Consider the following 24,063-nt stretch of genomic DNA (forward strand, 5'->3'; position numbering starts at 1 on the left):
AATGTGCCAACGACCGAACAATCGGTAGGTGGGACGGGTCACAGGCGATCCGTCTCCCGTAGCCACCCCCATGAGGAGGTGCCGTCATGACGGTCATGGAGCAGCGGGGCGCATACCGCCCTTCTCCGCCGCCCGCCTGGCAGCCCCGGACGGACCCCGCGCCACTGCTGCCCGACGAGCGCCCGTACCGCGTCCTTGGAACGGATACGGCCGCCAAGGCCGACCCCGAGCTGCTGCGCCGGCTGTACACCCAGCTCGTCCGCGGCCGCAGGTACAACGCCCAGGCGACCGCCCTCACCAAGCAGGGCCGCCTCGCCGTCTACCCCTCCAGCACCGGCCAGGAGGCCTGCGAGGTCGCCGCCGCGCTCGCCCTCGAAGAGCGCGACTGGCTCTTCCCCAGTTACCGCGACACCCTCGCCGTCGTCGCCCGGGGCGTGGACCCCGTCGAGGCGCTCACCCTGCTGCGCGGCGACTGGCACACCGGCTACGACCCCCACGCCCACCGCGTGGCCCCCCTCTCCACCCCCCTCGCCACCCAGCTCCCGCACGCCGTCGGCCTCGCCCACGCCGCCCGCCTCCAGGGCGACGACGTGGTCGCGCTCGCCATGGTCGGCGACGGCGGCACCAGCGAGGGCGACTTCCACGAGGCGCTGAACTTCGCCGCCGTCTGGCAGGCCCCGGTCGTCTTCCTGGTCCAGAACAACGGCTTCGCCATCTCCGTCCCGCTCGCCAAGCAGACCGCCGCCCCCTCCCTGGCTCACAAGGCCGTCGGATACGGCATGCCGGGCCGCCTGGTCGACGGCAACGACGCGGTCGCCGTGCACCAGGTCCTCACCGACGCCGTACGACGCGCGCGCGAGGGCGGCGGCCCCACCCTGGTCGAGGCGGTGACCTACCGCATCGAGGCCCACACCAACGCCGACGACGCCACCCGCTACCGCGGCGACGCCGAGGTCGACGCCTGGCGCGACCACGACCCGATCCTGCTCCTGGAGCGCGAGTTGACCGACCGCGGGCTGCTCGACGAGGACACCGTCCGCGACGCGCGCGAGGACGCCGAGACCATGGCCGCGGACCTGCGCGAGCGCATGAACCGCGACCCGGAGCTCGACCCCATGGACCTCTTCGACCAGGTGTACGCCGAGACCACCTCCCAGCTGCGCGAACAGCGCGCCCTGCTGCGGGCCGAACTGGACGCGGAGCAGGACGACCACCGGGAAGGCGGCCACTGATGACGACCGTCGCCGTCAAACCCGCCACGATGGCGCAGGCGCTCACGCGCGCGATGCGCGACGCGATGGCCGCCGACCCCGCCGTGCACGTCCTCGGCGAGGACGTCGGCACCCTCGGCGGCGTCTTCCGGGTCACCGACGGTCTCGCCAAGGAGTTCGGCGAGACCCGCTGCACCGACACCCCCCTCGCCGAGGCCGGCATCCTCGGCACCGCCGTCGGCATGGCGATGTACGGACTGCGCCCGGTCGTGGAGATGCAGTTCGACGCCTTCGCCTACCCCGCCTTCGAGCAGCTCATCAGCCACGTCTCCCGGATGCGCAACCGCACCCGGGGCCGGATGCCCCTGCCGATCACCGTCCGGATCCCCTACGGCGGCGGCATCGGCGGCGTCGAGCACCACAGCGACTCCTCCGAGGCCTACTACATGGCCACCCCCGGCCTGCACGTCCTCACCCCCGCCACCGTCGCCGACGCCTACGGACTCCTCCGCCAGGCCATCGCCTCCGACGACCCGGTGGTCTTCCTCGAACCCAAGCGGCTGTACTGGTCCAAGGACTCCTGGAACCCCGAGCATCCGACGGACGTTGAACCCATCGGCCGCGCGGTGGTGCGCCGAACCGGGCGCAGCGCCACGCTCGTCACCTACGGCCCGTCCGTACCGGTCTGCCTCGAAGCCGCCGAGGCCGCCCAGGCGGAGGGCTGGGACCTGGAAGTCGTCGACCTGCGCTCCCTGGTGCCGTTCGACGACGAGACGGTCTGCGCCTCGGTTCGGCGCACCGGGCGAGCGGTCGTCGTACACGAGTCGGGCGGGTTCGGCGGACCGGGAGGGGAGATCGCGGCCCGGGTCACGGAGCGCTGCTTCCACCATCTGGAGGCGCCGGTGCTGCGCGTGGCCGGGTTCGACATCCCCTATCCGCCGCCGATGCTGGAGCGCCACCACCTGCCCGGCGTGGACCGCATCCTGGACGCGGTGGCGCGTCTGCAGTGGGAGGCTGAGGGCTGATGGCACAGGTGCTGGAGTTCAGACTGCCCGACCTCGGGGAGGGGCTCACCGAGGCGGTGATCGTCACCTGGCTGGTCCAGGTCGGCGAGGTCGTCGCGATCGACCAGCCGGTCGTCGAGGTCGAGACGGCCAAGGCGATGGTCGAGGTGCCCTGCCCCTACGGCGGTGTGGTCACCGCCCGCTTCGGCGAGGAGGGCAGCGAACTGCCCGTCGGCGCCCCGCTCCTGACGGTCGCCGTCGGCGAGGCCACCCCGGTCCCCGAGGCGGAGGGCTCCGGCAACGTGCTGGTGGGCTACGGCACAGGGGCGCCCCCGGCGCGCCGCCGCCGAGTCCGCACCACCGCCCCGGAGCGGGCCAACGGCACGGCCGACCGGAACACCGCCGCCGCGGAGACGGCGCCCCGCGCGCAACCGCCCACACCGCCCCCCGCGCTCGCCGAGGGCCCCGTCCCGGTGATCTCCCCCCTGGTCCGCAGGCTCGCCCGGGACAACGACCTGGACCTGCGCGCGCTGTCCGGTTCGGGCCCCGACGGCCTGATCCTGCGCGCCGACGTCGAGGACGCCCTACGGGTCGGCGCGGCCCGCGCCGCCGCCCCGACCGCGATCGCGACCGCTCCGAAGCCGGCCGGCACCCGCACGCCCCTCAAGGGCATCCGGGGCGCGGTCGCCGACAAGCTCTCCCGCAGCCGCCGGGAGATCCCCGACGCGACCTGCTGGGTGGACGCCGACGCGACCGAGCTGATGCGCGCACGCACCGCGATGAACGCGGCGGCGGGCCCGAAGATCTCCCTGCTGGCCCTCCTCGCCCGGATCTGCACGGCCGCCCTGGCCCGCTACCCCGAGCTGAACTCCTACGTCGACGTCGAGGCCCGCGAGATCGTCCGGCTCGACCACGTCCACCTGGGCTTCGCCGCCCAGACCGACCGCGGTCTGGTCGTCCCCGTCGTCCGCGACGCCCACGGCCGCGACGCCGAGTCCCTGACCGCGGAGTTCGCCCGCCTGACCGACGCGGCCCACGCCGGCACCCTCACCCCCACGGACCTCACCGGCGGCACCTTCACCCTGAACAACTACGGCGTCTTCGGCGTCGACGGCTCCACCCCGATCATCAACCACCCCGAGGCAGCCATGCTGGGCGTGGGCCGCATCGTGCCCAAACCCTGGGTACACGAAGGCGAGTTGGCGGTCCGACAGGTCGTCCAACTGTCCCTGACCTTCGACCACCGAGTCTGCGACGGCGGCACAGCGGGCGGCTTCCTGCGCTACGTGGCCGACTGCGTGGAAAGCCCGACGGTACTTCTCAGGACACTCTGAGCGCCCCTACCTGGGGGCGCGGAGCTGTATCGACATGCGGCTCCGCCGCGCGGGCGCGACAAGCCCCCACCGGGCCGCACCCGCGCACGGACGTTCCGCCCCCGCCCCTTGGGCGCACGCAACCACACCCTGCAGATCCCACGCCCCCCATCGGTTCCCCGTGATCAGAACGCCCCCCATACTCGAAAGGTGACCGCCACCGACCCCCCGCCCTACGACGCGATCGTGTTGGCCGGCGGCGCCGCAAGGCGCCTCGGCGGGGCCGACAAGCCGTCCATCAGGGTCGGCGGCCGCCCCCTGCTCGACCGCGTCCTCGCGGCCTGCGCCCGCGCACAGCGAACCGTCGTCGTCGCAACTCCCCGCCCCACCTCCCGCCCGGTCCGCTGGACCCGCGAGGACCCCCCGGGCGGTGGCCCGGTCGCCGCCCTCGACGCCGGCCTGCGCCACACCACCGCCGACCGCGCGGTCGTACTCTCCGCGGACCTCCCCTTCCTCGAAGTGGCCACCGTCCAGCGCCTGTTGTCGGCCCTGCACACGACCGGCGCGGACGGCGCGCTGCTCACCGACGCCGACGGCCGCGACCAGCCCCTCGTGGCGGCCTACCGCACCACCGCACTCCGCCACGCGCTGTCGGCCCTCGCCGAGGCCAACGGCGACGGCCTCACCGGCCTCCCCCTGCGGCGCCTGACCGCCGCGCTGAACCTCACCCGCGTCCCGGACCCCCTCGCGTCCTTCGACTGCGACACCTGGGACGACATCGCCGACGCCAGGGCACGCATCAGGGAGCATGGGCACGTGTTGGATGAATGGATCTCCGCAGTCAAGGACGAGCTGGGCATCGACCTGGAGGTCGACACGCACCTCCTGCTCGACGTGGCCAGGGACGCCGCGCACGGCGTGGCCCGCCCGGCCGCCCCGCTGACCACGTTCCTCGTCGGCTACGCGGCCGCACAGGGCAAGGGCGGCCCGGAGGCGGTCGCCGAGGCCGCCCGCAAGGCCGCCGCGCTGGCCCTGCGCTGGGCGGAAGAGGCGAACGCCCCCGAGCAGCCCGCCGCCGAGCAGTCCGCCCCCGAGCAGCCCGCCCCGGCTCCCGGCGCCCCCGCCTCCGAAGACCCAGCCCCCGGGCCCGGCCGGTGACCGCCCCCGGTACCCGGGCCGGCGGGCCCGTCGGGGACACCGACGACGATCTCGACGTCGAGGAGGCGCTCGCCCTCGTGAGAGAGCCAAGGGAGCCGCGCGAGCCCCGAGAGGGCGGGGCTGCCGCACCCACCCCCCACGGCGGCCACCCCCATGGCGGCCACCGCCACGGCGAGCCCGCCCCCGGCACCCCGTCGGCCCACCGTCACCGCGCCACCCCCTGGCCCCGGGCCCGGGAGATCGCCGCCCGCGCCGCCCGGTCCGGCGCCCGCCGCGCCCCCGTCTCCGTGCCGCTGGCCGACGCCCTCGGCCTGGTCCTGGCCGCCCCGCTGGACGCGCTGACCGACCTGCCCTCCTTCGACACCTCCGCGATGGACGGCTGGGCGGTCGCCGGCCCCGGCCCCTGGGACGTACGCGAGGAGGGTGTCCTGGCCGGGCACGCGCAGCCCGAGCCGCTCACCGACGGCGAGGCGGTCCGGATCGCCACCGGCGCCCGGATCCCGGCGGACACCACCGCGGTGCTGCGCAGCGAGCACGGCCGCACCGACGCCCAGGGTCGGCTGCACGCCACCCGTGAGACGGTCCACGGCCAGGACATCCGCCCGCGCGGCCAGGAGTGCCGTAGCGGCGACCAGTTGCTGCCCCTCGGGACCCTGGTCACCCCGGCCGTCCTCGGCCTCGCCGCGGCCGCCGGGTACGACACCGTCACCGCCGTGCCCCGCCCCCGCGCCGACGTCCTGATCCTGGGTGACGAGTTGCTCACCGAGGGCCTCCCGCACGACGGGCTGATCCGGGACGCGCTCGGACCGATGCTGCCGCCCTGGCTGCGCGCGCTCGGCGCCGAGGTGACCGCCGTACGCAGGCTCGGCGACGACGCGAAGGCCCTGTACAAGGCGATCAACTCGTCGACGGCCGACCTCGTCGTCACCACGGGCGGCACCGCCTCCGGCCCGGTCGACCATGTCCACCCCACCCTGGAACGCCTCGGCGCCGAACTCCTCGTCGACGGCGTCAAGGTGCGCCCCGGCCACCCCATGCTGCTGGCCCGCACCAAGCCGAACCAGCACCTCGTCGGCCTCCCGGGCAACCCGCTCGCCGCCGTCTCCGGCCTGCTCACCCTCGCCGAACCCCTGCTGCGTACGCTCGCCGCCCGCCCGGCGCCCGAGCCCTACGCGCTGCCGCTGACGGAAGGAACCCACGGACACCCCTACGACACCCGGCTCATCCCGGTCGTCCTGCGCGGTGACGCCGCCGTCCCGCTGCACTACAACGGCCCGGCGATGCTCCGCGGGATCGCCGCCGCCGATGCCCTCGCGGTCGTACCGCCGGGCGGCGCGCACCAGGGTGAGGAGACGGAACTCCTCGACCTGCCGTGGGCGTCCGCCGGGATCGGGGTGTGTTTCACGTGAAACTTCCGGGCCATGACGCCATCGCCCGCCAGGCGGACGAACATCTGGTGACCCATCGGGTGAAGCTCCCGACGAAGGTGGTGGAGCGCCCGATCCGGCAGGTCGCCAAACGGCTGTCCATGGCCCTGCTGGTGCTGGTCGCCACCGCGTTGATCGTCTACGTCGACCGCGAGGGCTACACCGACAACTCGGACACCTCCGTCGACCTCCTCGACGCCTTCTACTACGCGACCGTCACCCTCTCCACCACCGGCTACGGCGACATCACCCCGGTCAGTGACGGCGCCCGGCTCATCAACATCTTCGTCATCACGCCGCTGCGCGTGCTGTTCCTGATCATCCTGGTCGGCACCACGCTCGAGGTCCTCACCGAACGCACCCGGGAGGAATGGCGGCTGAACCGCTGGAGGTCCGCCTTGCGCGATCACACCGTCGTCGTCGGGTTCGGGACGAAGGGGCGGTCGGCGATCCAGACCGTCTGTGCCACCGGGCTGAAGAAGGAGCAGGTCGTGGTGGTCGACCCCAGCTCCAAGGTGATCGAGGCGGCCACCTCCGACGGGTACGCGGGTGTCATAGGTGACGCGACCCGGAGCGAGGTGCTGAAGCGGGCCGAGGTCCAGCGGGCCCGGCAGATCATCATCGCCACCCAGCGCGATGACACGGCCGTGCTGGTGACACTGACGGCCCGGCAGCTCAACAAGGGCGCGAAGATCGTGGCCGCGGTCCGTGAGGAGGAGAACGCGCCGCTCCTCAAGCAGTCCGGCGCCGACGCCGTCATCACCAGCGCCAGCGCGGCCGGGCGCCTGCTGGGCCTGTCCGTGCTCAGTCCGGCCGCCGGCATGGTCATGGAGGACCTCATCCAGCAGGGCAGCGGCCTGGACCTGGTCGAACGCCCGGCGGTCAAGGCCGAGGTCGGAAAGAGCCCGCGCGAGACGTCCGACCTGGTGGTGAGCGTCGTCCGCGGCCACCGGGTGCTCGGCTACGACGATCCGGCCCTCGGCAGCATCCAGCTCACGGACCGGCTGATCACCATCGTGCGGGCCTCTCCGGGGAACCAGGTCGCTCCGGACGTCCGGCCGCTGCCCCGGGCCTGAACAGGCAGGGAGTAGCGTCGGCCGTATGCATGCGATCACGATTCCCGAACCTGGTGGGCCCGAGGCGCTGGTGTGGAACGAGGTCCCCGATCCCGTGCCCGCCGAGGGCGAGGTGCTGGTCGAGGTGGTGGCCAGTGCGGTCAACCGCGCCGACATCATGCAACGGCAGGGCTTCTACGACCCGCCGCCGGGCGCGTCCCCCTATCCCGGTCTGGAGTGCTCCGGGCGGATCGTCGCGCTCGGCTCCGGTGTCTCCGGCTGGTCCGTCGGCGACGAGGTGTGTGCCCTGCTCGCGGGCGGCGGCTACGCCGAGAAGGTCGCGGTCCCGGCCGGGCAGCTGCTGCCGGTTCCCGAGGGCGTGGACCTCAAGCAGGCCGCCGCGCTGCCCGAGGTGGTGTGCACGGTCTGGTCGAACGTCTTCATGATCTCCCATCTGCGCCCCGGGGAGACGCTGCTCGTGCACGGCGGCTCCAGCGGTATCGGCACCATGGCGATCCAGCTGGGCAAGGCGGTCGGCGCCCGGGTCGCGGTCACCGCGGGCACCAAGGAGAAGCTGGACTTCTGCGCCGAGCTCGGCGCGGACATCCTCGTCAACTACCGCGAGCAGGACTTCGTCGCCGAGCTGAAGCAGGCCACCGACGGCGCGGGCGCCGACGTCATCCTCGACAACATGGGCGCCAAGTACCTGGACCGGAACGTGCAGGCCCTCGCCGTCAACGGGCGGCTCGCGATCATCGGTCTGCAGGGCGGGGTCAAGGGCGAGCTGAACATCGGCGCGCTGCTCGGCAAGCGGGCCGCGATCAGCGCGACCTCGCTGCGGGCCCGTCCGCTCGCCGAGAAGGCGGCCATCGTCGCGGCGGCGCGGGAGCACGTGTGGCCCTTGATCGCCGCGGGTCATGTCCGCCCGGTCGTCGACCGGGAGCTGCCGATGGCCGAGGCGGCGCAGGCCCAGCGCGCGGTGGAGGCCAGCGAGCACATCGGCAAGGTCCTGCTGGTCGCCAGCTGACCGGCCGCAGCCTTCAGCTTCGCCGGACCCGCAGGCCCACGAAGGCGAGGCCGAGGCCCAGGCCGATCAGGACCAGGCCGCTGCCCAGCGGGAGGACGTGCAGTACGGGCTCGGAGGCGTCGTCCTGGCTGTGGGCCACGGCCTGGTGGGCGGTGGACGGCGGGGACGCGCTGGGCGGTGCCAGGCCGGCCTCCTGGGCCGGCGGCCGTGAGGAGGCGGCCGGGCTCTCGTCGCCGGTCCGCCCCGGCTCCGGTGATGTCACCGTCTGCTCGTCGGGGTCGTCCGCGTCCTGCCCCTCGACCTTCACCGCCGGTCCCTGCGGCCGTCCCGGCCGCAGCCGGCCCTCACCGGCCAGGGTTCCGGCCCGGGACGGCTCGGGGGTGGCCGAGGCGCTGGCGGAGTCGGAGGGCAGGGGCTCGGGGTCGTACGCGACGGCCGTGCCGTACGGCAGCAGGACCGCCGCGAGGACCAGCAGCAGTCGGACAGGCACCCGGACGGACAGCAGGACGGGCAGTCGGACGGTCAGCCGGATGGGCCCGAGCCGGGCGCGCCTGTCTGCCGCCGTCCGCCGTGCGCCGCCGGGGGTGGGTCGTAGCCTTGGAGTCACGTCGGTGACCTCCTGGAGCACAGTCGTTCAAGCCGACGGACACCAGCCTCACATTTAGCACTAAACCCGGCATTTCTTACGCGGCCGATGGGTCTACGGCCGGTCCGGGGCGGCTCCGGGCGGTGGATCAGCCCCAACGGGGGGCACCACGGTGGTGAGGTGTACGGGTGCGAGAGAATGGCGGCATGGAGATGCCGAGGAACGAACGGTCCCCCGAGAATCCGCAGATCCTGGTCGTGGGCCAGGACGGGATGGCGCTCGGTGGCGGCAACGGGGACGAGGACTCCCGCGAGATCCCGGTGACGGAGATGGTGGAACAGCCCGCCAAGGTCATGCGGATCGGCAGCATGATCAAGCAGCTTCTGGAGGAGGTGCGCGCGGCTCCCCTCGACGAGGCCAGCCGGGTCCGGCTCAAGGAGATCCACGCCAGCTCCGTGAAGGAGCTGGAGGACGGTCTGGCGCCGGAGCTGGTGGAGGAGCTGGAGCGCCTCTCGCTGCCGTTCACCGAGAACTCGACCCCCTCCGACGCGGAACTGCGCATCGCGCAGGCCCAGTTGGTGGGCTGGCTGGAGGGCCTCTTCCACGGGATCCAGACGACCCTGTTCGCCCAGCAGATGGCCGCCCGCGCCCAGCTGGAGCAGATGCGGCGCGCGCTGCCCCCGGGTGTCGGCGGCCACGAGGGCGACGAGCAGGGCCCGGCCGGCCGCTCCGGCGGGCCGTACCTCTAGACCTCCCTCGAGACAGCGAAGGGCCCGGCGGACGACCGCCGGGCCCTTACTACTACGGCACTGCTACCGCGCCACCGCCTCGCCTCAGCCGGTGGCCGGGTTGCCCGTCGACACCTTGAGCTCGATGGTTGGCATGTCCTCCGGGTCGACATCCGTGCCCGAGGACGGGAACTGCTCCATGACCGTGCCGTCGCCGTAGGTGTTCTCGTCCACGTCGACGATCTTCATCTGCCAGCCGGCGGCCTGGAAGCACTCCTTGACCGACTTGATGTACTTGAACTTGAAGTTCGGGACCTGGATCTTGTCCGGGTCGTCGTACGACTCCTGCGGCTCGGTGCACTCGGTCTTCTCTATGGTCTTCGCGGTGTCCGGCCCGCGGTAGCCCGACGCGTGCGAGGCCGAGGCGCTCGCGGGGCTGGTGCCGCCGCCCCCCTGGTCGTCGTCGCCCCCGCCGCCGTTGTTCAGCGCGAGGGCGACGATCAGCCCGGCCACCGCGATCAGCGACACCGCGATCGACCCGATGACCACCGGGCGGTTGCCCTTCCCGCCGCCGGCGGCGGAAGCGGCCGTGGGCGTGATGGTGTACGGCGGCGGGGTCGACGGCGCCGGCTGGGCGTAACCGGCCGGCGTCTGGTAGCCGGCCTGCTGCGGATAGCCGTAGGCCGGAGCGGGGGTGGCAGCGGGGCCCGGGGTGCCGTACGGGTTCGGTGTCGGCTGGTACGGCGTCTGGACCGGTCCGGGAGGCGCCGGGGTGGCCTGGCCGACCGGCGGGAACACCGCGGAGCCGACGCCGGAACCGCTCTGCGCCTGCGGGACGCCCGGGACGATGCTGGGCGCGGCCGGCTGGAGCGAGGCGGCCACCCGCAGGCACTCGTCGCGCATGGACTCGGCGGTCGGGAAGCGCTCGTTCGGGTTCTTCTTCAGCGCGCGGGCGACCAGCGCGTCCACGGCCGGGGGAAGGGCGCGGTTGATCGAGGAGGCGGCGACCGGCTCCTCCTGGACATGGGCGTAGGCGATCGCCAGTGGCGAGTCCGCGTCGAACGGCAGCCGCCCGGTGACCAGCTGGAACAGCATGATGCCGACCGAGTAGAGGTCGGAGCGGGCGTCCACGCCGCGGCCGAGGGCCTGTTCGGGGGAGAGGTACTGCGGGGTGCCGACGACCATGCCGGTCTGGGTCATCGAGGTGACCCCGGACTGCATGGCGCGGGCGATGCCGAAGTCCATCACCTTGACGACCCCGCGCTTGGTCATCATCACGTTGCCAGGCTTGATGTCGCGGTGGACCAGCCCCATCTCGTGGCTGATCTCCAGCGCGGCCAGCACATCGGCGGTGATCTTCAGCGCCTTGTCGGCGGGCATCGCGCCGTACTGCCGTACGTCCTCCTCCAGCACCGAGCCGAGCGGACGGCCCTCGACGTACTCCATGACGATGTACGGCATCGTGGAGCCGTCGAGCGCGTCCTCGCCGGTGTCGAAGACGGAGACGATGTTGGTGTGCGTGAGCTTGGCCACTGCCTGGGCCTCGCGGCGGAAGCGCTCGCGGAAGGCCTGTTCCCGGCCGAGTTCGGTGTGCAGGGTCTTGATCGCGACCTGACGGTCCAGGACCGCGTCGTACGCCAGGTGCACGGAGGCCATGCCGCCCTCGCCGAGCAGGTCGCGCAGCTGGTAGCGGCCCCCGGCCAGAGCCTGCCCCGTATAACGGCCGTGTGCGCCGTCCTGGCTCATTTTCCCCGTCCCCCGTTGGGTACTCAGGCACCCTTGTTGATCGAATGTCTCATTCCCGGCCAAGTCTGCCCGAGGGCACTGACACGTCAAGCGCGGTGCCCGTTCCGTGACCGTACGCGAAAGAAGAGCCGCGGAAGCGTTACAGCGGCCGTACGTCCGGTACACAGAATTTGCACGCCGGCGCGTGGTACGGGTTTGATGGCCGGTCCGTCCACGGGACGGAACCCGGACCTGGGGCTTGCGCGGAGGCTGTAGCGTGGCCGACGGAGACCGTGACAACACCGCGCGCACCGCGGGCAGAAACGACGGCGAGGACCGATGGCACAGACGCACAGCGCCCAGGGCCCGTCCGACCCCGAGGCGACTGGCGGCGGCATGTCAGACGCGCCGGAGATGTGGGGCAACCACGGACTGGTCGGCGACGGCCGGTACCGGCTGACCCATCGGCTCGGGCGGGGCGGCATGGCCGAGGTGTTCGCGGCCGAGGACGTCCGCCTCGGGCGGACCGTGGCCGTGAAGCTGCTCCGCGCCGACCTCGCCGAGGACCCGGTCTCCAAGGCCCGTTTCACCCGCGAGGCACAGTCGGTCGCCGGCCTCAACCACCACGCGATCGTGGCGGTGTACGACTCCGGCGAGGACGTCGTCGGCGGCCAGTCCGTGCCGTACATCGTGATGGAGCTGGTCGAGGGCCACACCATCCGCGACCTGCTGATCAACGCGGAGGCGCCGGGCCCCGAGCAGGCCCTGATCATCGTCTCCGGTGTCCTGGAGGCGCTGGCCTACTCGCACCAGCACGGCATCGTGCACCGCGACATCAAACCGGCCAACGTGATCATCACCCAGACCGGTTCCGTCAAGGTGATGGACTTCGGCATCGCCCGCGCCCTGCACGGCGCGTCCACGACGATGACGCAGACCGGCATGGTCATGGGCACGCCCCAGTACCTCTCCCCGGAGCAGGCCCTCGGCAAGGCCGTCGACCACCGCTCCGACCTGTACGCCACCGGCTGCCTGCTCTACGAACTCCTCTCGCTGCGGCCCCCGTTCATCGGTGAGACCCCGCTGTCGGTGGTCTACCAGCACGTCCAGGACATCCCGGTGCCGCCGTCCCAGAGCTCCGAGGGCGCCGCCCCGCCGGAGCTGGACGGCCTGGTCATGCGCTCGCTCGCCAAGGAGCCCGACGACCGTTTCCAGACCGCCGAGGAGATGCGCGGCCTGGTCCAGTACGGCCTGCAGATGCTCTACGACCAGGGCGCCCACACCGGCACCTGGAACACCGGGCCGGTCACCGTGCACGACGGCCGGAACGCCCAGGCGGGCGGGTTCGCCGGTACGACCGTGATGCAGCACCCGACGGCCGCCTCCGGGACCACGCAGATCCCGCAGCCGATCCTGCCGTCCGGCTACGGAGGCGGCGACGACGGCGGTTTCGAGGGCCACGGCAACAAGGGCAGCGGCCGCGGCAAGCTGTGGATCCTGGCCGTCCTCGCGGTGATCGCCATCGCGGCGGGCGTCGCGCTGGCGCTGAACGGCGGCGGTGGCGACGGCGGCGGCGCGGGCACCAGCGAGTCGCCCACCACCTCGCAGACCACCAAGGACGAGACGCCCAGCGCGAGCCCCTCCGACGAGGCGAGCGACACCGCCACGGACACCGAGACCGACACCAGCGGCTCGGACACCGGCAACGACAACGGGTACACGCCGTCCTCGACCCCGTCGTACACCCAGTCCCAGACGCAGAGCAGCGAGCCGAGCGACGAGCCGAGCGACCCCGCGACCTCCTCGGAGCCCACCGACACCGAGAGCTCCCCGGAGACCGAGCCGTCCGACACGGCCGGCACGGGCGACGGCGGCGCCGGGGACGGCGGCAACTCGATCGCCGGCACCGGCGTGGGCGGCGGTTGAAGGACGGCCACGCCCTTCGGCAACTGAGAGGCGTGTCCGAGGTCCGGCGCCGTCATGCCACGAAGGCGTCGCACACCGCGTCGTACTCCCTGGTCCACCACACGGCGAGCGCCGAGGCGGCCGGGAACTGCGGGTCCGCGCGGGTGTCGCCGCGCTCGTAGTGCCAGCGCAGCATCCAGAAGTCGTTGAGCCGTTCCCACCACACCCGGTGCACGGCCGCCGCGAGCTCCGAGGGCGTGGCCCCGGCCGCGCGCCGGTACGCGCGCGCGTACGCCCGGACCTTCCGCAGATCGAGCGGCCCCGACGGGCGGACGAAGAAGATCGCGGCGGCGCGTACGGCCTCCTCCGCGCGGGGCTGCACGCCCAGCCGGTCCCAGTCCACGATCGCGGCCGGGGCGTCGTCCTTGTAGAGCAGGTTGAACGGGTGGAAGTCGCCGTGCACCCAGCCCACCGAGGCGCCGCGCGGCGGGCGTCGGCCGGCGTGCTGTTCGAGCAGGTCACGGCGTTCCAGCAGTCGGTGGCGGGCGAGTTCGTCGAAGGCGTCGGCGGGGTGGTGGCCGCTGATCCGGCCGAGCAGGTCGTCGATGAGGGCGAAGGTGTCGGCCGGGTCGGCGCTCTCCACGGGATGGGGGCTGGTGGCCGGGCGGGTGCGCCCCTTGGGTGGCATCACGCGCTCCAGGCAGGCGTGCACGGCGCCCAGGAGCGCACCGAGCCGCGCGCACTCCCCGCGCGTGAGCTGTCCGCCGTGCCGGTGCCTGCCGTCGATCCAGGGGTGCAGCGCGTAGGCGTGACCGCCGACGACGGCGACCGTACGGCCCTCGCGGTGGGCCAGCGGCGGGGCGACCGGGACGCCGAGGGCGGCCAGCCGCTGGGTGGCCAGATGCCGGCGTTCGATGGCGGCCGGGTCGGCGGTGTCGGGGTCGAAGTGGTGCTTGAGGAAGTAGTGGCCGCGGGTGGTGCAGAGGCGATAGCCACGGTTGAGCAGACCCTGTTCTACGGGCTCGCAGGCGAGCGCGGAACCGGCGGCGTACAGCCGGAGCAGGGCGCCCAGAGGGGGCGCGTGGGAAGCGAGGGGTGGTACACATGGGCGCGGCACGCGGCAGATGCTAGGGCACCGGCCGAGGCTGTGAGCTGGGGGTTGTCACAGGCAGTCGCCGACGGTCGCATCCGGTCACGCGATGGACCGCGGCGAACGCAAGTACGAAAGATGGACCCCGGGGCGCGCGAGGGGGCGTATGGTCCCGGCGGAGCCCCAGGTGTCGCTCGGCGCGCACGCGGGCTCTTCCCGTGATGCGGGCCGGCGGGATAACGTGCCGTTGCTCCGGCCTCCTGCAAGGCTCTGACCAGCAACCTTCCGGCCCTCGACGATTTACTAGGAAACCCAAGCAAAAAATACTTGGATTTCCAAGCAAAATCGCAGGTCAGGAGGGGTTTCACAGAAATGTGGAGCACTGGGTAACGTGCATGTTGCAGGGCGCTCGCCGGGGCACCTGTCACGCCTGTTCCCGGCCGAGTGGCACACACCCCGTGCCATGGGTGTCGGAAGCAGGTGAGCCGCACTGGTTCACCCGGCAACCCCGGGGGCCGGACCGACGGAGGAGCACACGTGAGCGTGGACAGCAGTGCCGCGGGCACACCGCGACGCAGCGCCGCAGGCAAGGCCGGTACCACCGGCAGCAAGACCGGCACCAAGCGCACCACCAGCCGCACCACCACGAAGAAGAGCACCGATCCCGAACTCGTGCAGCTGCTGACCCCCGAGGGCAAGCGGGTCAAGAACGCCGAGTACGACGCCTACGTCGCCGGGATCACCCCCGACGACCTGCGCGGCCTGTACCGCGACATGGTGCTCACCCGCCGCTTCGACGCCGAGGCCACCGCCCTGCAGCGCCAGGGCGAGCTGGGCCTGTGGGCGTCCCTGCTCGGCCAGGAGGCCGCCCAGATCGGCTCCGGGCGTGCCACCCGCGAGGACGACTACGTCTTCCCGACCTACCGCGAGCACGGCGTCGCCTGGTGCCGCGGGGTCGACCCGACCAACCTGCTGGGCATGTTCCGCGGCGTCAACCACGGCGGCTGGGACCCCAACAGCAACAACTTCCACCTCTACACGATCGTCATCGGCTCCCAGACGCTGCACGCCACCGGCTACGCGATGGGCATCGCCAAGGACGGCGCGGACAGCGCGGTGATCGCCTACTTCGGCGACGGCGCCTCCAGCCAGGGCGACGTCGCCGAATCGTTCACCTTCTCCGCGGTCTACAACGCCCCCGTGGTGTTCTTCTGCCAGAACAACCAGTGGGCGATCTCCGAGCCGACCGAGAAGCAGACCCGCGTCCCGCTCTACCAGCGCGCCCAGGGCTACGGCTTCCCCGGCGTCCGCGTCGACGGCAACGACGTGCTGGCCTGCCTCGCGGTCACCAAGTGGGCGCTGGAGCGCGCCCGCAGCGGCGAGGGCCCGACACTCGTGGAGGCGTACACCTACCGCATGGGCGCCCACACCACCTCCGACGACCCCTCCCGCTACCGGGGCGACGAGGAGCGGCTGGCCTGGGAGGCCAAGGACCCGATCCTGCGCCTCCGCCGGTACCTGGAGGCCTCAAACCACGCGGACGAGGGATTTTTCGCGGAACTCGAGACCGAGTCCGAGGCGTTGGGCAGGCGAGTGCGCGAAGTGGTCCGAGCCATGCCGGACCCGGACAACTTCGCCATCTTCGAGAACGTGTACGCGGACGGGCACGCGCTCGTCGACGAGGAACGAGCCCAGTTCGCCGCCTACCAGGCGTCGTTCGCGGACGTAGAGGGGGCCTGATCATGGCGGAGAAGATGGCTCTGGCCAAGGCGATCAACGAGTCGCTGCGCCGCGCCCTGGAGGCGGACCCCAAGGTCCTCATCATGGGTGAGGACGTCGGCAAGCTCGGCGGCGTCTTCCGTGTCACCGACGGCCTGCAGAAGGACTTCGGCGAGAGCCGCGTCATCGACACCCCCCTCGCCGAGTCCGGCATCGTCGGCACCGCGATCGGCCTCGCCCTGCGCGGCTACCGCCCGGTGGTGGAGATCCAGTTCGACGGCTTCGTCTTCCCGGCGTACGACCAGATCGTCACCCAGCTCGCGAAGATGCACGCCCGCTCGCTGGGCAAGGTCAAGATGCCGGTCGTCGTCCGCATTCCCTACGGCGGCGGCATCGGCGCGGTCGAGCACCACTCGGAGTCCCCCGAGGCGCTCTTCGCGCACGTGGCCGGCCTGAAGGTCGTCAGCCCCTCCAACGCCTCCGACGCGTACTGGATGATGCAGCAGGCCATCCAGAGCGACGACCCGGTGATCTACTTCGAGCCCAAGCGCCGTTACTGGGACAAGGCCGAGGTCAGCGCCGAGGCCATCCCCGGCCCGCTGCACAAGGCCCGCGTGGTCCGCGAGGGCACCGACGTCACCCTGGCCGCCTACGGCCCGATGGTGAAGCTCTGCCAGGAGGCCGCCGACGCGGCCGCCGAGGAGGGCAAGTCCCTGGAGATCCTGGACCTGCGTTCCATCTCCCCCCTCGACTTCGACTCGATCCAGGCCTCGGTGGAGAAGACCCGCCGCCTGGTCGTGGTCCACGAGGCGCCGGTGTTCCTGGGCTCGGGCGCGGAGATCGCCGCCCGCATCACCGAGCGCTGCTTCTATCACCTGGAGGCCCCGGTGCTCCGGGTGGGCGGCTACCACGCCCCCTACCCGCCGGCCCGTCTGGAGGAGGAGTACCTTCCGGGCCTGGACCGGGTGCTCGACACCGTCGACCGTGCCCTGGCGTACTGAGGAGAGGGTCGTGACGACGATGACGGAAGCGTCCGTACGCGAATTCAAGATGCCGGACGTGGGCGAGGGGCTCACCGAGGCCGAGATCCTCAAGTGGTACGTCCAGCCCGGCGACACGGTCACGGACGGCCAGGTGGTGTGCGAGGTCGAGACGGCGAAGGCGGCCGTCGAGCTCCCCATCCCCTACGACGGCGTGGTCCGCGAACTCCGCTTCGCCGAGGGCACCACGGTGGACGTGGGCACGGCCATCATCGCGGTGGACGTGGCGGGCGGCGCCCCGGGCGAGGAGCCGGCCGCGGCCCCGGAGCCGGAGCCGGAGAAGAAGCCGGAGGGCCGCCAGCCGGTCCTCGTCGGTTACGGCGTGGCTGCCTCCTCCACGAAGCGCCGCCCGCGCAAGGGTCCGGAGGTCACGGTCGCCGAGGCGGCGGCCCAGGCGTCGATCCAGACCGAACTGAACGGCCACGGCCCCGGCACTGCTCCCGCCCCGGCCCCCGTCGCCCCGGAACACCCCCGTCCGCTCGCGAAGCCGCCGGTGCGCAAGCTGGCGAAGGACCTGGGCGTCGACCTGGCCACGGTGACCCCGTCCGGCCCGGACGGCGTCATCACGCGCGACGACGTCCACGCGGCGGTGGCGGTGCCCGAACCGGTGGCCCCTGCCGCTCCGGTGGCCCCCGCCACGTCGACCATCACGTCGTACGACACGGCCCGCGAGACCCGCATCCCCGTCAAGGGCGTCCGCAAGGCGACGGCGGCGGCGATGGTCGGCTCCGCGTTCACGGCGCCGCATGTCACGGAGTTCGTGACGGTGGACGTGACCCGCACGATGAAGCTGGTGGAGGAGCTGAAGCAGGACAAGGACCTGCACGGCCTCCGGGTGAACCCCCTCCTGCTCATCGCCAAGGCCCTGCTGGTCGCCATCAAGCGCAACCCGGACATCAACGCGTCCTGGGACGAGGCGAACCAGGAGATCGTGCTCAAGCACTACGTCAACCTGGGCATCGCCGCGGCCACCCCGCGCGGCCTGATCGTCCCGAACATCAAGGACGCCCACGCCAAGACGCTCCCGCAACTGGCCGAGGCGTTGGGCGAGCTGGTCACCACGGCCAGGGACGGCAAGACGTCGCCCGCCACCATGCAGGGCGGCACGGTGACCATCACCAACGTCGGCGTCTTCGGCATCGACACCGGCACGCCGATCCTCAACCCCGGCGAGGCGGCGATCCTCGCCGTCGGCGCCATCAAGCTCCAGCCCTGGGTCCACAAGGGCAAGGTGAAGCCCCGCCAGGTCACCACCCTCGCCCTCAGCTTCGACCACCGCCTGGTCGACGGCGAACTCGGCTCCAAGGTCCTCGCGGACATCGCGGCGATCCTGGAACAGCCGAAGCGGTTGATCACCTGGGGGTGACCCTCCCGGGCGCGTTGAGAGAAGGGCTGCGTAAACGCTGAGACCGTAACCTCCAGTTACGGTCTCGCGGACACTCTCGGCCTGAGAGAGATAGGCGTCAGGGCGGGCGGCCGCGACTTCGGATTGCGACCGCCCACTCCCTTCTGCAGCTCGATCAGTTCGCGTTGCCCGTTCACCAACTGCTCGTCCAACTGGAGGTTGTGTGCCTCAAGCCGGACGATGGCATTCGCGACCTGCTCCGGCATGGCGTACGCGACGGGCTCGGTCGGCTGCACCTCGGCCTCTTCGAGAGTGTAAGAACCCTCTCGCTGCACTGTCTCGATGACCTCCGCGACCCACTGTTTGAAGGGGGCACAGGCCGCCTTCGTGCAGGCGTTGACGAGGATGATCAGGTCCTGGAGATCGATGAGGTTCATGTCTCGACGCCACCCCCGACCTGGGGAACCTTGAGACCGTAAGCTCCACTTACGGTCTCAAGACACTCTCGGTGCTCTTCCGGAACCTGGTCCCGGCATGGTCAGCCGTCGTACTCGCGCTCCGGTGGCCGCGTACACGAAGTCGCTGATTGGGTTCGTTCATGTGAACCACCTCCGCCGCGGAACCTGGGGGCGGAGAAAATCGGATATGCCAGTCAAATGCTGTGATGTTCATGAATGCGAGGGAAGAACTCACGTTCTGCTGCGGTGGGATGTTCTGGCATGCCAAAGGCCCGCCGCGTGGCTTGCGGCGGGCCTTCGTCGGATGGGTGTGCGGCGTATCAGATGGTCGCGAAGCCGTAGTTCAGGAGCTTCGTGGCGTCCGTGGCGCGCTGGGAGATGGAGGAGGAGGCGAGGACGGTGCCGATGACCGTCTTGCCGTTGCGGGTCGCGGCGAAGACCAGGCAGTACTTGGCCTCGGGGCCGGAGCCGGTCTTGATGCCGATGGCGCCGCTGTAGCTGGAGAGCAGCGTGTTGGTGTTGGTCCAGGCGCCCATGGTGCGGGTGGAACCGGTCTTGGTGATCGTCTTGGCGGTGTACTTCTTCGTCTTGACGACCGTGCGGAACGTGGAGTTCTTCATCGCGCTGCTGGCGATCTTCGTGAGGTCGCGCGGCGTCGAGTAGTTGTTGCCGTTGCCGATGCCGTCGAAGGAGTCGAAGTGGGTGTGGGTCAGACCCAGGTTCTTCGCGGCGGTGTTCATCTTGCCGATGAAGTTGGCGACGCGCTTGGCGCGCGTGGTGCCCGAGCCGTACGTGTCCGCGAGCGCGTAGGCGGCGTCGCAGCCGGAGGGCAGCATCAGCCCGTAGAGCAGCTGGCGGACGGTGACCTTGTCGCCGACGATCAGGTGCGCCTGGGAGGCGTTGTTCGCGACGACGTAGTCGCTGTACGCCTTCTGGATCGTGACCTTCTTGTCGAGGTTCAGGTTCGACTGCGCGAGCACGACCTTGGCGGTCATGACCTTCGTGGTCGAACCGGTGGACAGCTTGGTGTCCGCCGCCTTCGTGTACAGCGTCTTCGCGTTCGCGTTGTTCATCGCGAAGCCGCCCTTGGCCACGATCGAGGGCTTGGTGACGGCCTGCGCGGGTGCCGCGGTGAGGGCCCCGGTCGCGAGCATCGCGCCGGACGTGACGGCGACGGCGACGGCCTTGCGGAGGCGGGTGCCCTTAATACCGGTAATCAACTGAAATACCCCGAGTCGAGTCGAGTCGTAATGCCCCTGGCATGCGGCCGAGTTGGGGGTGCCAAAGCGAGTGGGGCCGCACGTGTGTGACACGTAAGTAGCACAGATGGTTGTGCGGTTGCTGAGGGGGATTTATGTCACGTCCGCATGGTGGACGAGACGAGCCTTGCGTACGTGTTGTATCTATGCTGTGGGCATGAGCCTGGCCGTCAAGCAGCCCCCCGCCGCCGACCGTGTGTACTCCCATGTCAAGCAAGGTGTCCTGGACCGCCACTACGAGGGCGGCACCCTTCTCACCGAGGGCGAACTGGCCGAGGCCGTAGGGGTCTCCCGCACCCCGGTCCGCGAGGCGCTGCTGCGCCTGGAGGTCGAGGGCCTGATCAAGCTCTACCCGAAGAAGGGCGCCATGGTGCTGCCCGTCTCCGCCCAGGAGATCGCGGACGTGGTGGAGACCCGGATGCTGGTCGAGGAGCACGCGGTGCGCAAGGCGGTACCCGCGTCGGCGGCGCTGGTGGCGCGGCTGCAGGACCTGCTCGACCGGCAGAAGGCCGAGGCCGCCGCCGGTGACCTGGCCGCCGCGGCCGTCACGGACCGCTGCTTCCACGCCGAGATCGTCCGCGACGGCGGCAACGAGATCCTCTCCCGCCTCTACGACCAGCTGCGCGACCGCCAGCTCCGGATGGGCGTCGCGATCATGCACGCGCACCCCGACCGGATCGCCAAGTCGCTGACCGAGCACGAGGAGATCCTGGCCGCGCTGCGCGCCGGGGACGCCGACGGCGCGGTGGCGCTGGTGCACCGGCACGTCGACTGGTTCGCGCACCTGGCGCGGGGTGAGGTCCGATGAGCCGCAGCGGTACCTCGCTGCCCGGTGATCCCGCCTCAGAGGGGGCACCCCCAGGCGGCCGCAGGGCCGTCGCGGTCTGGGGTATCGGCGTCTCGGTCTACTTCGTCGCCGTCATCTTCCGTACGTCCCTCGGTGTCGCCGGTCTCGACGCGGCCGACCGCTTCCACGTCAACGCCTCGGCACTGTCCACCTTCTCCATCCTCCAGCTGCTGGTCTACGCCGGTATGCAGATACCCGTCGGCCTGCTGGTCGACCGGCTCGGCACGAAGAAGGTGCTGAGCATCGGCGCGGTGCTGTTCACGGCGGGACAGCTGGGCTTCGCCTTCTCCCCGTCGTACGGCACCGCGCTCGCCTCGCGCGCGCTGCTCGGCTGCGGGGACGCGATGACGTTCATCAGCGTGCTGCGGCTCGGCACCCGCTGGTTCCCGGTGCGGCGCGGGCCGATGGTCGCCCAGCTCGCCGGTCTGGTCGGCATGGCGGGCAACCTCGTCTCCACCCTGGTCCTGGCCCGGCTGCTGCACGGCATCGGCTGGACCCCGGCGTTCGCCGGCAGCGCGCTGGCCGGCGCGGTCGTGCTGGTCCTCGTCCTGGTCTTCCTGAAGGACCACCCCGAGGGGTACGAGCCCGAGCCCTTCCCGCACCAGGGGGCGGCGTACGTACGGAAGCAGATCGCTGCGTCCTGGCGGGAGCCGGGGACCCGGCTCGGGCTGTGGGTGCACTTCACCACCCAGTTCCCGGCGATGGTGTTCCTGCTGCTGTGGGGGCTGCCGTTCCTGGTCCAGGCGCAGGGGCTGTCCCGTGCCACGGCCGGCGAACTGCTGACCCTGGTCGTCCTCTCCAACATGGCGATCGGGCTGGTCTACGGCCAGATCGTCGCCCGGCACCACACGGCGCGGCTGCCGCTCGCGCTGGGGACGGTCGGGGCCACGGCGACGGTGTGGGCGGTGACCCTCGTGTATCCGGCGGAGCACGCGCCGATGTGGCTGCTGGTGGTGTTGTGCGCGGTGCTGGGGGCGTGCGGGCCGGCGTCGATGATCGGGTTCGACTTCGCGCGGCCCGCGAATCCGCCGGAGCGGCAGGGGACCGCGTCGGGGATCACCAACATGGGTGGTTTCGTGGCGTCGATGACGACGCTGTTCCTGGTGGGTGTGCTGCTGGACGCCACCGATGACAACTACTCGGTCGCGTTCTCGTGTGTGTTCGTGCTGCAGGCGCTGGGGGTGAGTCAGATCCTGCGGTTGCGGGGGCGCGCGGTTCGGCGGGAGCGGGAGCGGTTGGTGGCGAGCCGGGTGGAGACGGTGCACGTGCCCGCGTGAGTGTTCTTCTCCCACCCGCGCACCGCCCGTTTCCCGTCGGCAGAGAGGCTGGGCGACCTGTGGGGGCGGGGCGCCGTCGGCGGCTTGCCGTGCGTGGTCGGGTACTTTGCCGCCCGGCGACCTGCCGTGCGTGGTCGGGTGGTCAGGCCTTCGCCGGTACCAGGGTCAGGTAGGCCAGGCCCAGTACGCCCCGGTACGTCAGCCAGGCCGAGCGGTGGGTGTCCAGGCGTTCGCGGGTCTCGGGGGCCAAGGGGTGACCGGGGTTGGCCGCCAGCCATACCTCGGTGTCCGCCTGGTAGGCGGACTCGAACTCCTCCCACTCGTCCGGGCTCGCCGTCTCCGTCCACTCCGGGCGGAAGCCGGCGGCCACCGCGAGGTCGGTCAGGGCGGCCAGGTCGTGGTGGTCGGTGACCGTGGCGCCCGGCCACATCCGGGCCAGCTCCGCCTCCGTCGGGGTGCGCTGCCAGAAGCCCTCGCCGAGCAGGACGCGCCCGCCGTCGGCCACCAGCCGCCGCAGTTCCCGCAGGGCCGGTACGAGATCGTCGCCCAGCGCCTGCCTCGCCCCGAGGCACAGCACCACGTCGGCCGGGCCGCGCCGGGTGTCCACGGCGGACTCCCGGACGAACCGCACCCGCTCCGTGAGCCCCCGCGCCTTCGCGTTCCGCCGCCCGCGCCGTAGATCCTCCTCCCGCAGATCCACCCCGAGCCCCTGGGTCTGCGGCAGTGCGTCCAGCAGCCGGAGCATCAACTCGCCCCAGCCGCAGCCGATGTCCAGCACGGTGGACGGGCGGGTCGCGGCGAGGCGCCGGACCATCCCGGTCGCGCGAGCCTCGGAGAGGGGGCCGTGGAAGGTGAGACGGGTGAGCCGGGGTGGGAGGTCGTCATGCGGTGCGGAGGCGACTGTCATGGCGGGCACGGTAGGTCCCGGGGGCCGGCCCAGAACACCGGTTTACCGGGGCCCCCGCTACTGCGTGACCGCGAAGTTCCGCAGGATCGCCGCCGTCAGCTCCTGGTCGCCCTCCGCCTTCACCCGGTCCGCGACCGCGTCCGGGGTGGTGCGGCCGCAGGCCAGACGGACGTAGGTCTCCCAGTCGAGGGTGAAGATGGCGGCGGGGCCGAGAGCCGGGGTGGTCTCCAGGGTGCCGCGCCCCTGGATGTCGATGCGGATGGTGCGCAGGAACTCGACCGGTCCGTGCACGTCGAAGATGACGGCCGAACTGCGCGGTGCGTTCGCGTCGCCCGCGACCACCCGGGGCAGCTCGGCGAGCAGCACGTCCCGGGCGACCTGCGCGCCCGGCGAGTCGAGGTTGCCGGGCCGGCCCAGTGCCGCCCGCAGGTCCTGCTCGTGCACCCACACGTCGAACGCGCGGTTGCGCATCGCCTGTTCGAGGGCGATCTCCTTGCCCATCGGCCCGCGCACCAGGTGCCCCGGCTCCCGCGACTCGTTGCGCAGCTGGCGGTTGCGGCGGATGACCGTGTACTCCAGCTCGGAGGTCATCTCGGGCGCCGTGTGGTGGCGGCGGGCGTCGACCTGCATCTCCATGTAGCGCTGGTGCTCGTTGGTGATGTGGAAGAGGTCGCGCGGCAGCGTGTGGATGGGGCGCGGGTCGCCGAGCATCTCGCAGTCCATGCCGATGACATGGGAGACGACATCGCGCACCGACCAGCCCGGGCATGGCGTCCGCCGGTTCCACTCGCCCTCGACAAGGGGCGTCACCAGCTCCGATATCGCTTCGATGGAATGGGTCCAGGCGTCGGCGTAGGGCTGGAGGGTGGGATGCAGACTCACGGAACGGGACCCCTCGGCGGTCGGTACTCGGGCAGGTTGTGGCGGCGCTGCCAGCGGGAGGTGGCTGCTGTCGGCGGGTGTCTTGAGACGCTAAGTTACG

The 24,063-nt window shown here is 71.7% G+C and carries 20 protein-coding genes and 1 pseudogene; 14 read left to right on the plus strand and 7 right to left on the minus strand.

All coding sequences use genetic code 11. The features are described from left to right. Nucleotides 1-86: 86 nt before the first annotated feature. From pdhA (ACFZDK_RS11360) to ACFZDK_RS11390, 7 genes are all read left to right on the plus strand, one after another. Nucleotides 87-1,232: a pyruvate dehydrogenase (acetyl-transferring) E1 component subunit alpha gene (gene pdhA / locus ACFZDK_RS11360; RefSeq protein WP_390971780.1), complete on the plus strand. Its 1,146-nt coding sequence runs from the start codon at nucleotides 87-89 to the stop codon at nucleotides 1,230-1,232. Further along, a complete protein-coding gene (locus tag ACFZDK_RS11365; protein ID WP_390971781.1) occupies nucleotides 1,232-2,236 on the plus strand; it encodes a transketolase C-terminal domain-containing protein in 1,005 nt (334 codons plus the stop codon). Before pdhA (ACFZDK_RS11360) ends, ACFZDK_RS11365 begins: the two co-directional genes overlap by 1 nt. Continuing rightward, nucleotides 2,236-3,549 carry a 2-oxo acid dehydrogenase subunit E2 gene (locus tag ACFZDK_RS11370; protein ID WP_390971782.1) on the plus strand — a complete coding sequence of 438 codons (1,314 nt, stop codon included), beginning with the start codon at nucleotides 2,236-2,238 and terminating at the stop codon, nucleotides 3,547-3,549. Before ACFZDK_RS11365 ends, ACFZDK_RS11370 begins: the two co-directional genes overlap by 1 nt. Nucleotides 3,550-3,738: 189 nt before the next feature. After that, complete coding sequence (locus ACFZDK_RS11375; protein WP_390971783.1) at nucleotides 3,739-4,686, plus strand: NTP transferase domain-containing protein; 948 nt, start codon at nucleotides 3,739-3,741, stop codon at nucleotides 4,684-4,686. After that, a complete protein-coding gene (locus ACFZDK_RS11380) occupies nucleotides 4,683-6,095 on the plus strand; it encodes a molybdopterin-binding protein (RefSeq protein ID WP_390971784.1) in 1,413 nt (470 codons plus the stop codon). Before ACFZDK_RS11375 ends, ACFZDK_RS11380 begins: the two co-directional genes overlap by 4 nt. Then, complete coding sequence (locus tag ACFZDK_RS11385; RefSeq protein ID WP_390971785.1) at nucleotides 6,092-7,189, plus strand: NAD-binding protein; 1,098 nt, start codon at nucleotides 6,092-6,094, stop codon at nucleotides 7,187-7,189. Before ACFZDK_RS11380 ends, ACFZDK_RS11385 begins: the two co-directional genes overlap by 4 nt. Before the next feature lie 25 nt (nucleotides 7,190-7,214). Continuing rightward, nucleotides 7,215-8,195 carry a zinc-binding dehydrogenase gene (locus ACFZDK_RS11390; protein ID WP_390971786.1) on the plus strand — a complete coding sequence of 327 codons (981 nt, stop codon included), beginning with the start codon at nucleotides 7,215-7,217 and terminating at the stop codon, nucleotides 8,193-8,195. Between the two features lie 13 nt (nucleotides 8,196-8,208). Here the strand turns inward: ACFZDK_RS11390 and ACFZDK_RS11395 are convergent, their stop codons facing one another. Further along, nucleotides 8,209-8,802, minus strand: coding sequence for a hypothetical protein (locus ACFZDK_RS11395; protein ID WP_390971787.1), 594 nt, complete (start codon nucleotides 8,800-8,802; stop codon nucleotides 8,209-8,211). Nucleotides 8,803-8,987: 185 nt separating this feature from the next. Here ACFZDK_RS11395 and ACFZDK_RS11400 point away from each other — a divergent pair, with 185 nt between their 5' ends. Beyond that, a complete protein-coding gene (locus ACFZDK_RS11400; RefSeq protein ID WP_355714143.1) occupies nucleotides 8,988-9,530 on the plus strand; it encodes a bacterial proteasome activator family protein in 543 nt (180 codons plus the stop codon). An 84-nt stretch (nucleotides 9,531-9,614) separates the two neighbouring features. On the opposite strand, the gene ACFZDK_RS11405 is transcribed toward ACFZDK_RS11400, so the two are convergent. Beyond that, nucleotides 9,615-11,255 carry a protein kinase gene (locus tag ACFZDK_RS11405; protein WP_390971789.1) on the minus strand — a complete coding sequence of 547 codons (1,641 nt, stop codon included), beginning with the start codon at nucleotides 11,253-11,255 and terminating at the stop codon, nucleotides 9,615-9,617. A 318-nt stretch (nucleotides 11,256-11,573) separates the two neighbouring features. Between ACFZDK_RS11405 and ACFZDK_RS11410 the strand changes: the two genes are divergently transcribed. Continuing rightward, nucleotides 11,574-13,160, plus strand: coding sequence for a protein kinase (locus ACFZDK_RS11410; RefSeq protein WP_390971790.1), 1,587 nt, complete (start codon nucleotides 11,574-11,576; stop codon nucleotides 13,158-13,160). A gap of 52 nt (nucleotides 13,161-13,212) precedes the next feature. Here the strand turns inward: ACFZDK_RS11410 and ACFZDK_RS11415 are convergent, their stop codons facing one another. Next, nucleotides 13,213-14,256 (minus strand): phosphotransferase, encoded by a 1,044-nt coding sequence (locus ACFZDK_RS11415; RefSeq protein ID WP_390971791.1) that lies wholly within the window; start codon nucleotides 14,254-14,256, stop codon nucleotides 13,213-13,215. A 510-nt stretch (nucleotides 14,257-14,766) separates the two neighbouring features. Between ACFZDK_RS11415 and pdhA (ACFZDK_RS11420) the strand changes: the two genes are divergently transcribed. From pdhA (ACFZDK_RS11420) to ACFZDK_RS11430, 3 genes are read left to right on the plus strand one after another with little or no spacing between them, the layout of a single operon-like run. Continuing rightward, on the plus strand, nucleotides 14,767-15,969 hold the full coding sequence (pdhA, locus tag ACFZDK_RS11420; RefSeq protein WP_390971792.1) for a pyruvate dehydrogenase (acetyl-transferring) E1 component subunit alpha: 1,203 nt from the start codon (nucleotides 14,767-14,769) through the stop codon (nucleotides 15,967-15,969). A 2-nt stretch (nucleotides 15,970-15,971) separates the two neighbouring features. Next, entirely contained in the window at nucleotides 15,972-16,949 is a 978-nt protein-coding gene (locus ACFZDK_RS11425) for a transketolase C-terminal domain-containing protein (protein ID WP_390971793.1), read from the plus strand. A gap of 10 nt (nucleotides 16,950-16,959) precedes the next feature. Next, nucleotides 16,960-18,354, plus strand: a complete 1,395-nt coding sequence (locus ACFZDK_RS11430; protein WP_390971794.1) for a 2-oxo acid dehydrogenase subunit E2 — start codon at nucleotides 16,960-16,962, stop codon at nucleotides 18,352-18,354. 140 nt (nucleotides 18,355-18,494) lie between these two features. Here ACFZDK_RS11430 and ACFZDK_RS11435 read toward each other — a convergent pair. After that, a pseudogene (locus tag ACFZDK_RS11435) lies at nucleotides 18,495-18,869 on the minus strand (DNA-binding protein); the annotation flags it as partial. A 242-nt stretch (nucleotides 18,870-19,111) separates the two neighbouring features. Next, complete coding sequence (locus tag ACFZDK_RS11440) at nucleotides 19,112-20,011, minus strand: D-alanyl-D-alanine carboxypeptidase family protein (protein ID WP_390971795.1); 900 nt, start codon at nucleotides 20,009-20,011, stop codon at nucleotides 19,112-19,114. 196 nt (nucleotides 20,012-20,207) lie between these two features. On the opposite strand from ACFZDK_RS11440, the gene ACFZDK_RS11445 reads away from it, so the two are divergent. Together ACFZDK_RS11445 and ACFZDK_RS11450 are read left to right on the plus strand one after the other, a co-directional pair. Then, on the plus strand, nucleotides 20,208-20,858 hold the full coding sequence (locus ACFZDK_RS11445; RefSeq protein WP_390971796.1) for an FCD domain-containing protein: 651 nt from the start codon (nucleotides 20,208-20,210) through the stop codon (nucleotides 20,856-20,858). Beyond that, nucleotides 20,855-22,174 carry an MFS transporter gene (locus ACFZDK_RS11450; RefSeq protein ID WP_390971797.1) on the plus strand — a complete coding sequence of 440 codons (1,320 nt, stop codon included), beginning with the start codon at nucleotides 20,855-20,857 and terminating at the stop codon, nucleotides 22,172-22,174. The genes ACFZDK_RS11445 and ACFZDK_RS11450 overlap by 4 nt, the downstream gene beginning before the upstream one ends. Before the next feature lie 142 nt (nucleotides 22,175-22,316). Here the strand turns inward: ACFZDK_RS11450 and ACFZDK_RS11455 are convergent, their stop codons facing one another. Both ACFZDK_RS11455 and ACFZDK_RS11460 read right to left on the minus strand, forming a co-directional pair. Beyond that, complete coding sequence (locus ACFZDK_RS11455; protein WP_390971798.1) at nucleotides 22,317-23,081, minus strand: methyltransferase domain-containing protein; 765 nt, start codon at nucleotides 23,079-23,081, stop codon at nucleotides 22,317-22,319. Nucleotides 23,082-23,138: 57 nt separating this feature from the next. Next, on the minus strand, nucleotides 23,139-23,963 hold the full coding sequence (locus ACFZDK_RS11460) for a maleylpyruvate isomerase family mycothiol-dependent enzyme (protein WP_390971799.1): 825 nt from the start codon (nucleotides 23,961-23,963) through the stop codon (nucleotides 23,139-23,141). Between the last annotated feature and the right edge of the window lie 100 nt (nucleotides 23,964-24,063).

This window comes from Streptomyces sp. NPDC007901 (assembly GCF_042959465.1).
GTDB lineage: Bacteria > Actinomycetota > Actinomycetes > Streptomycetales > Streptomycetaceae > Streptomyces.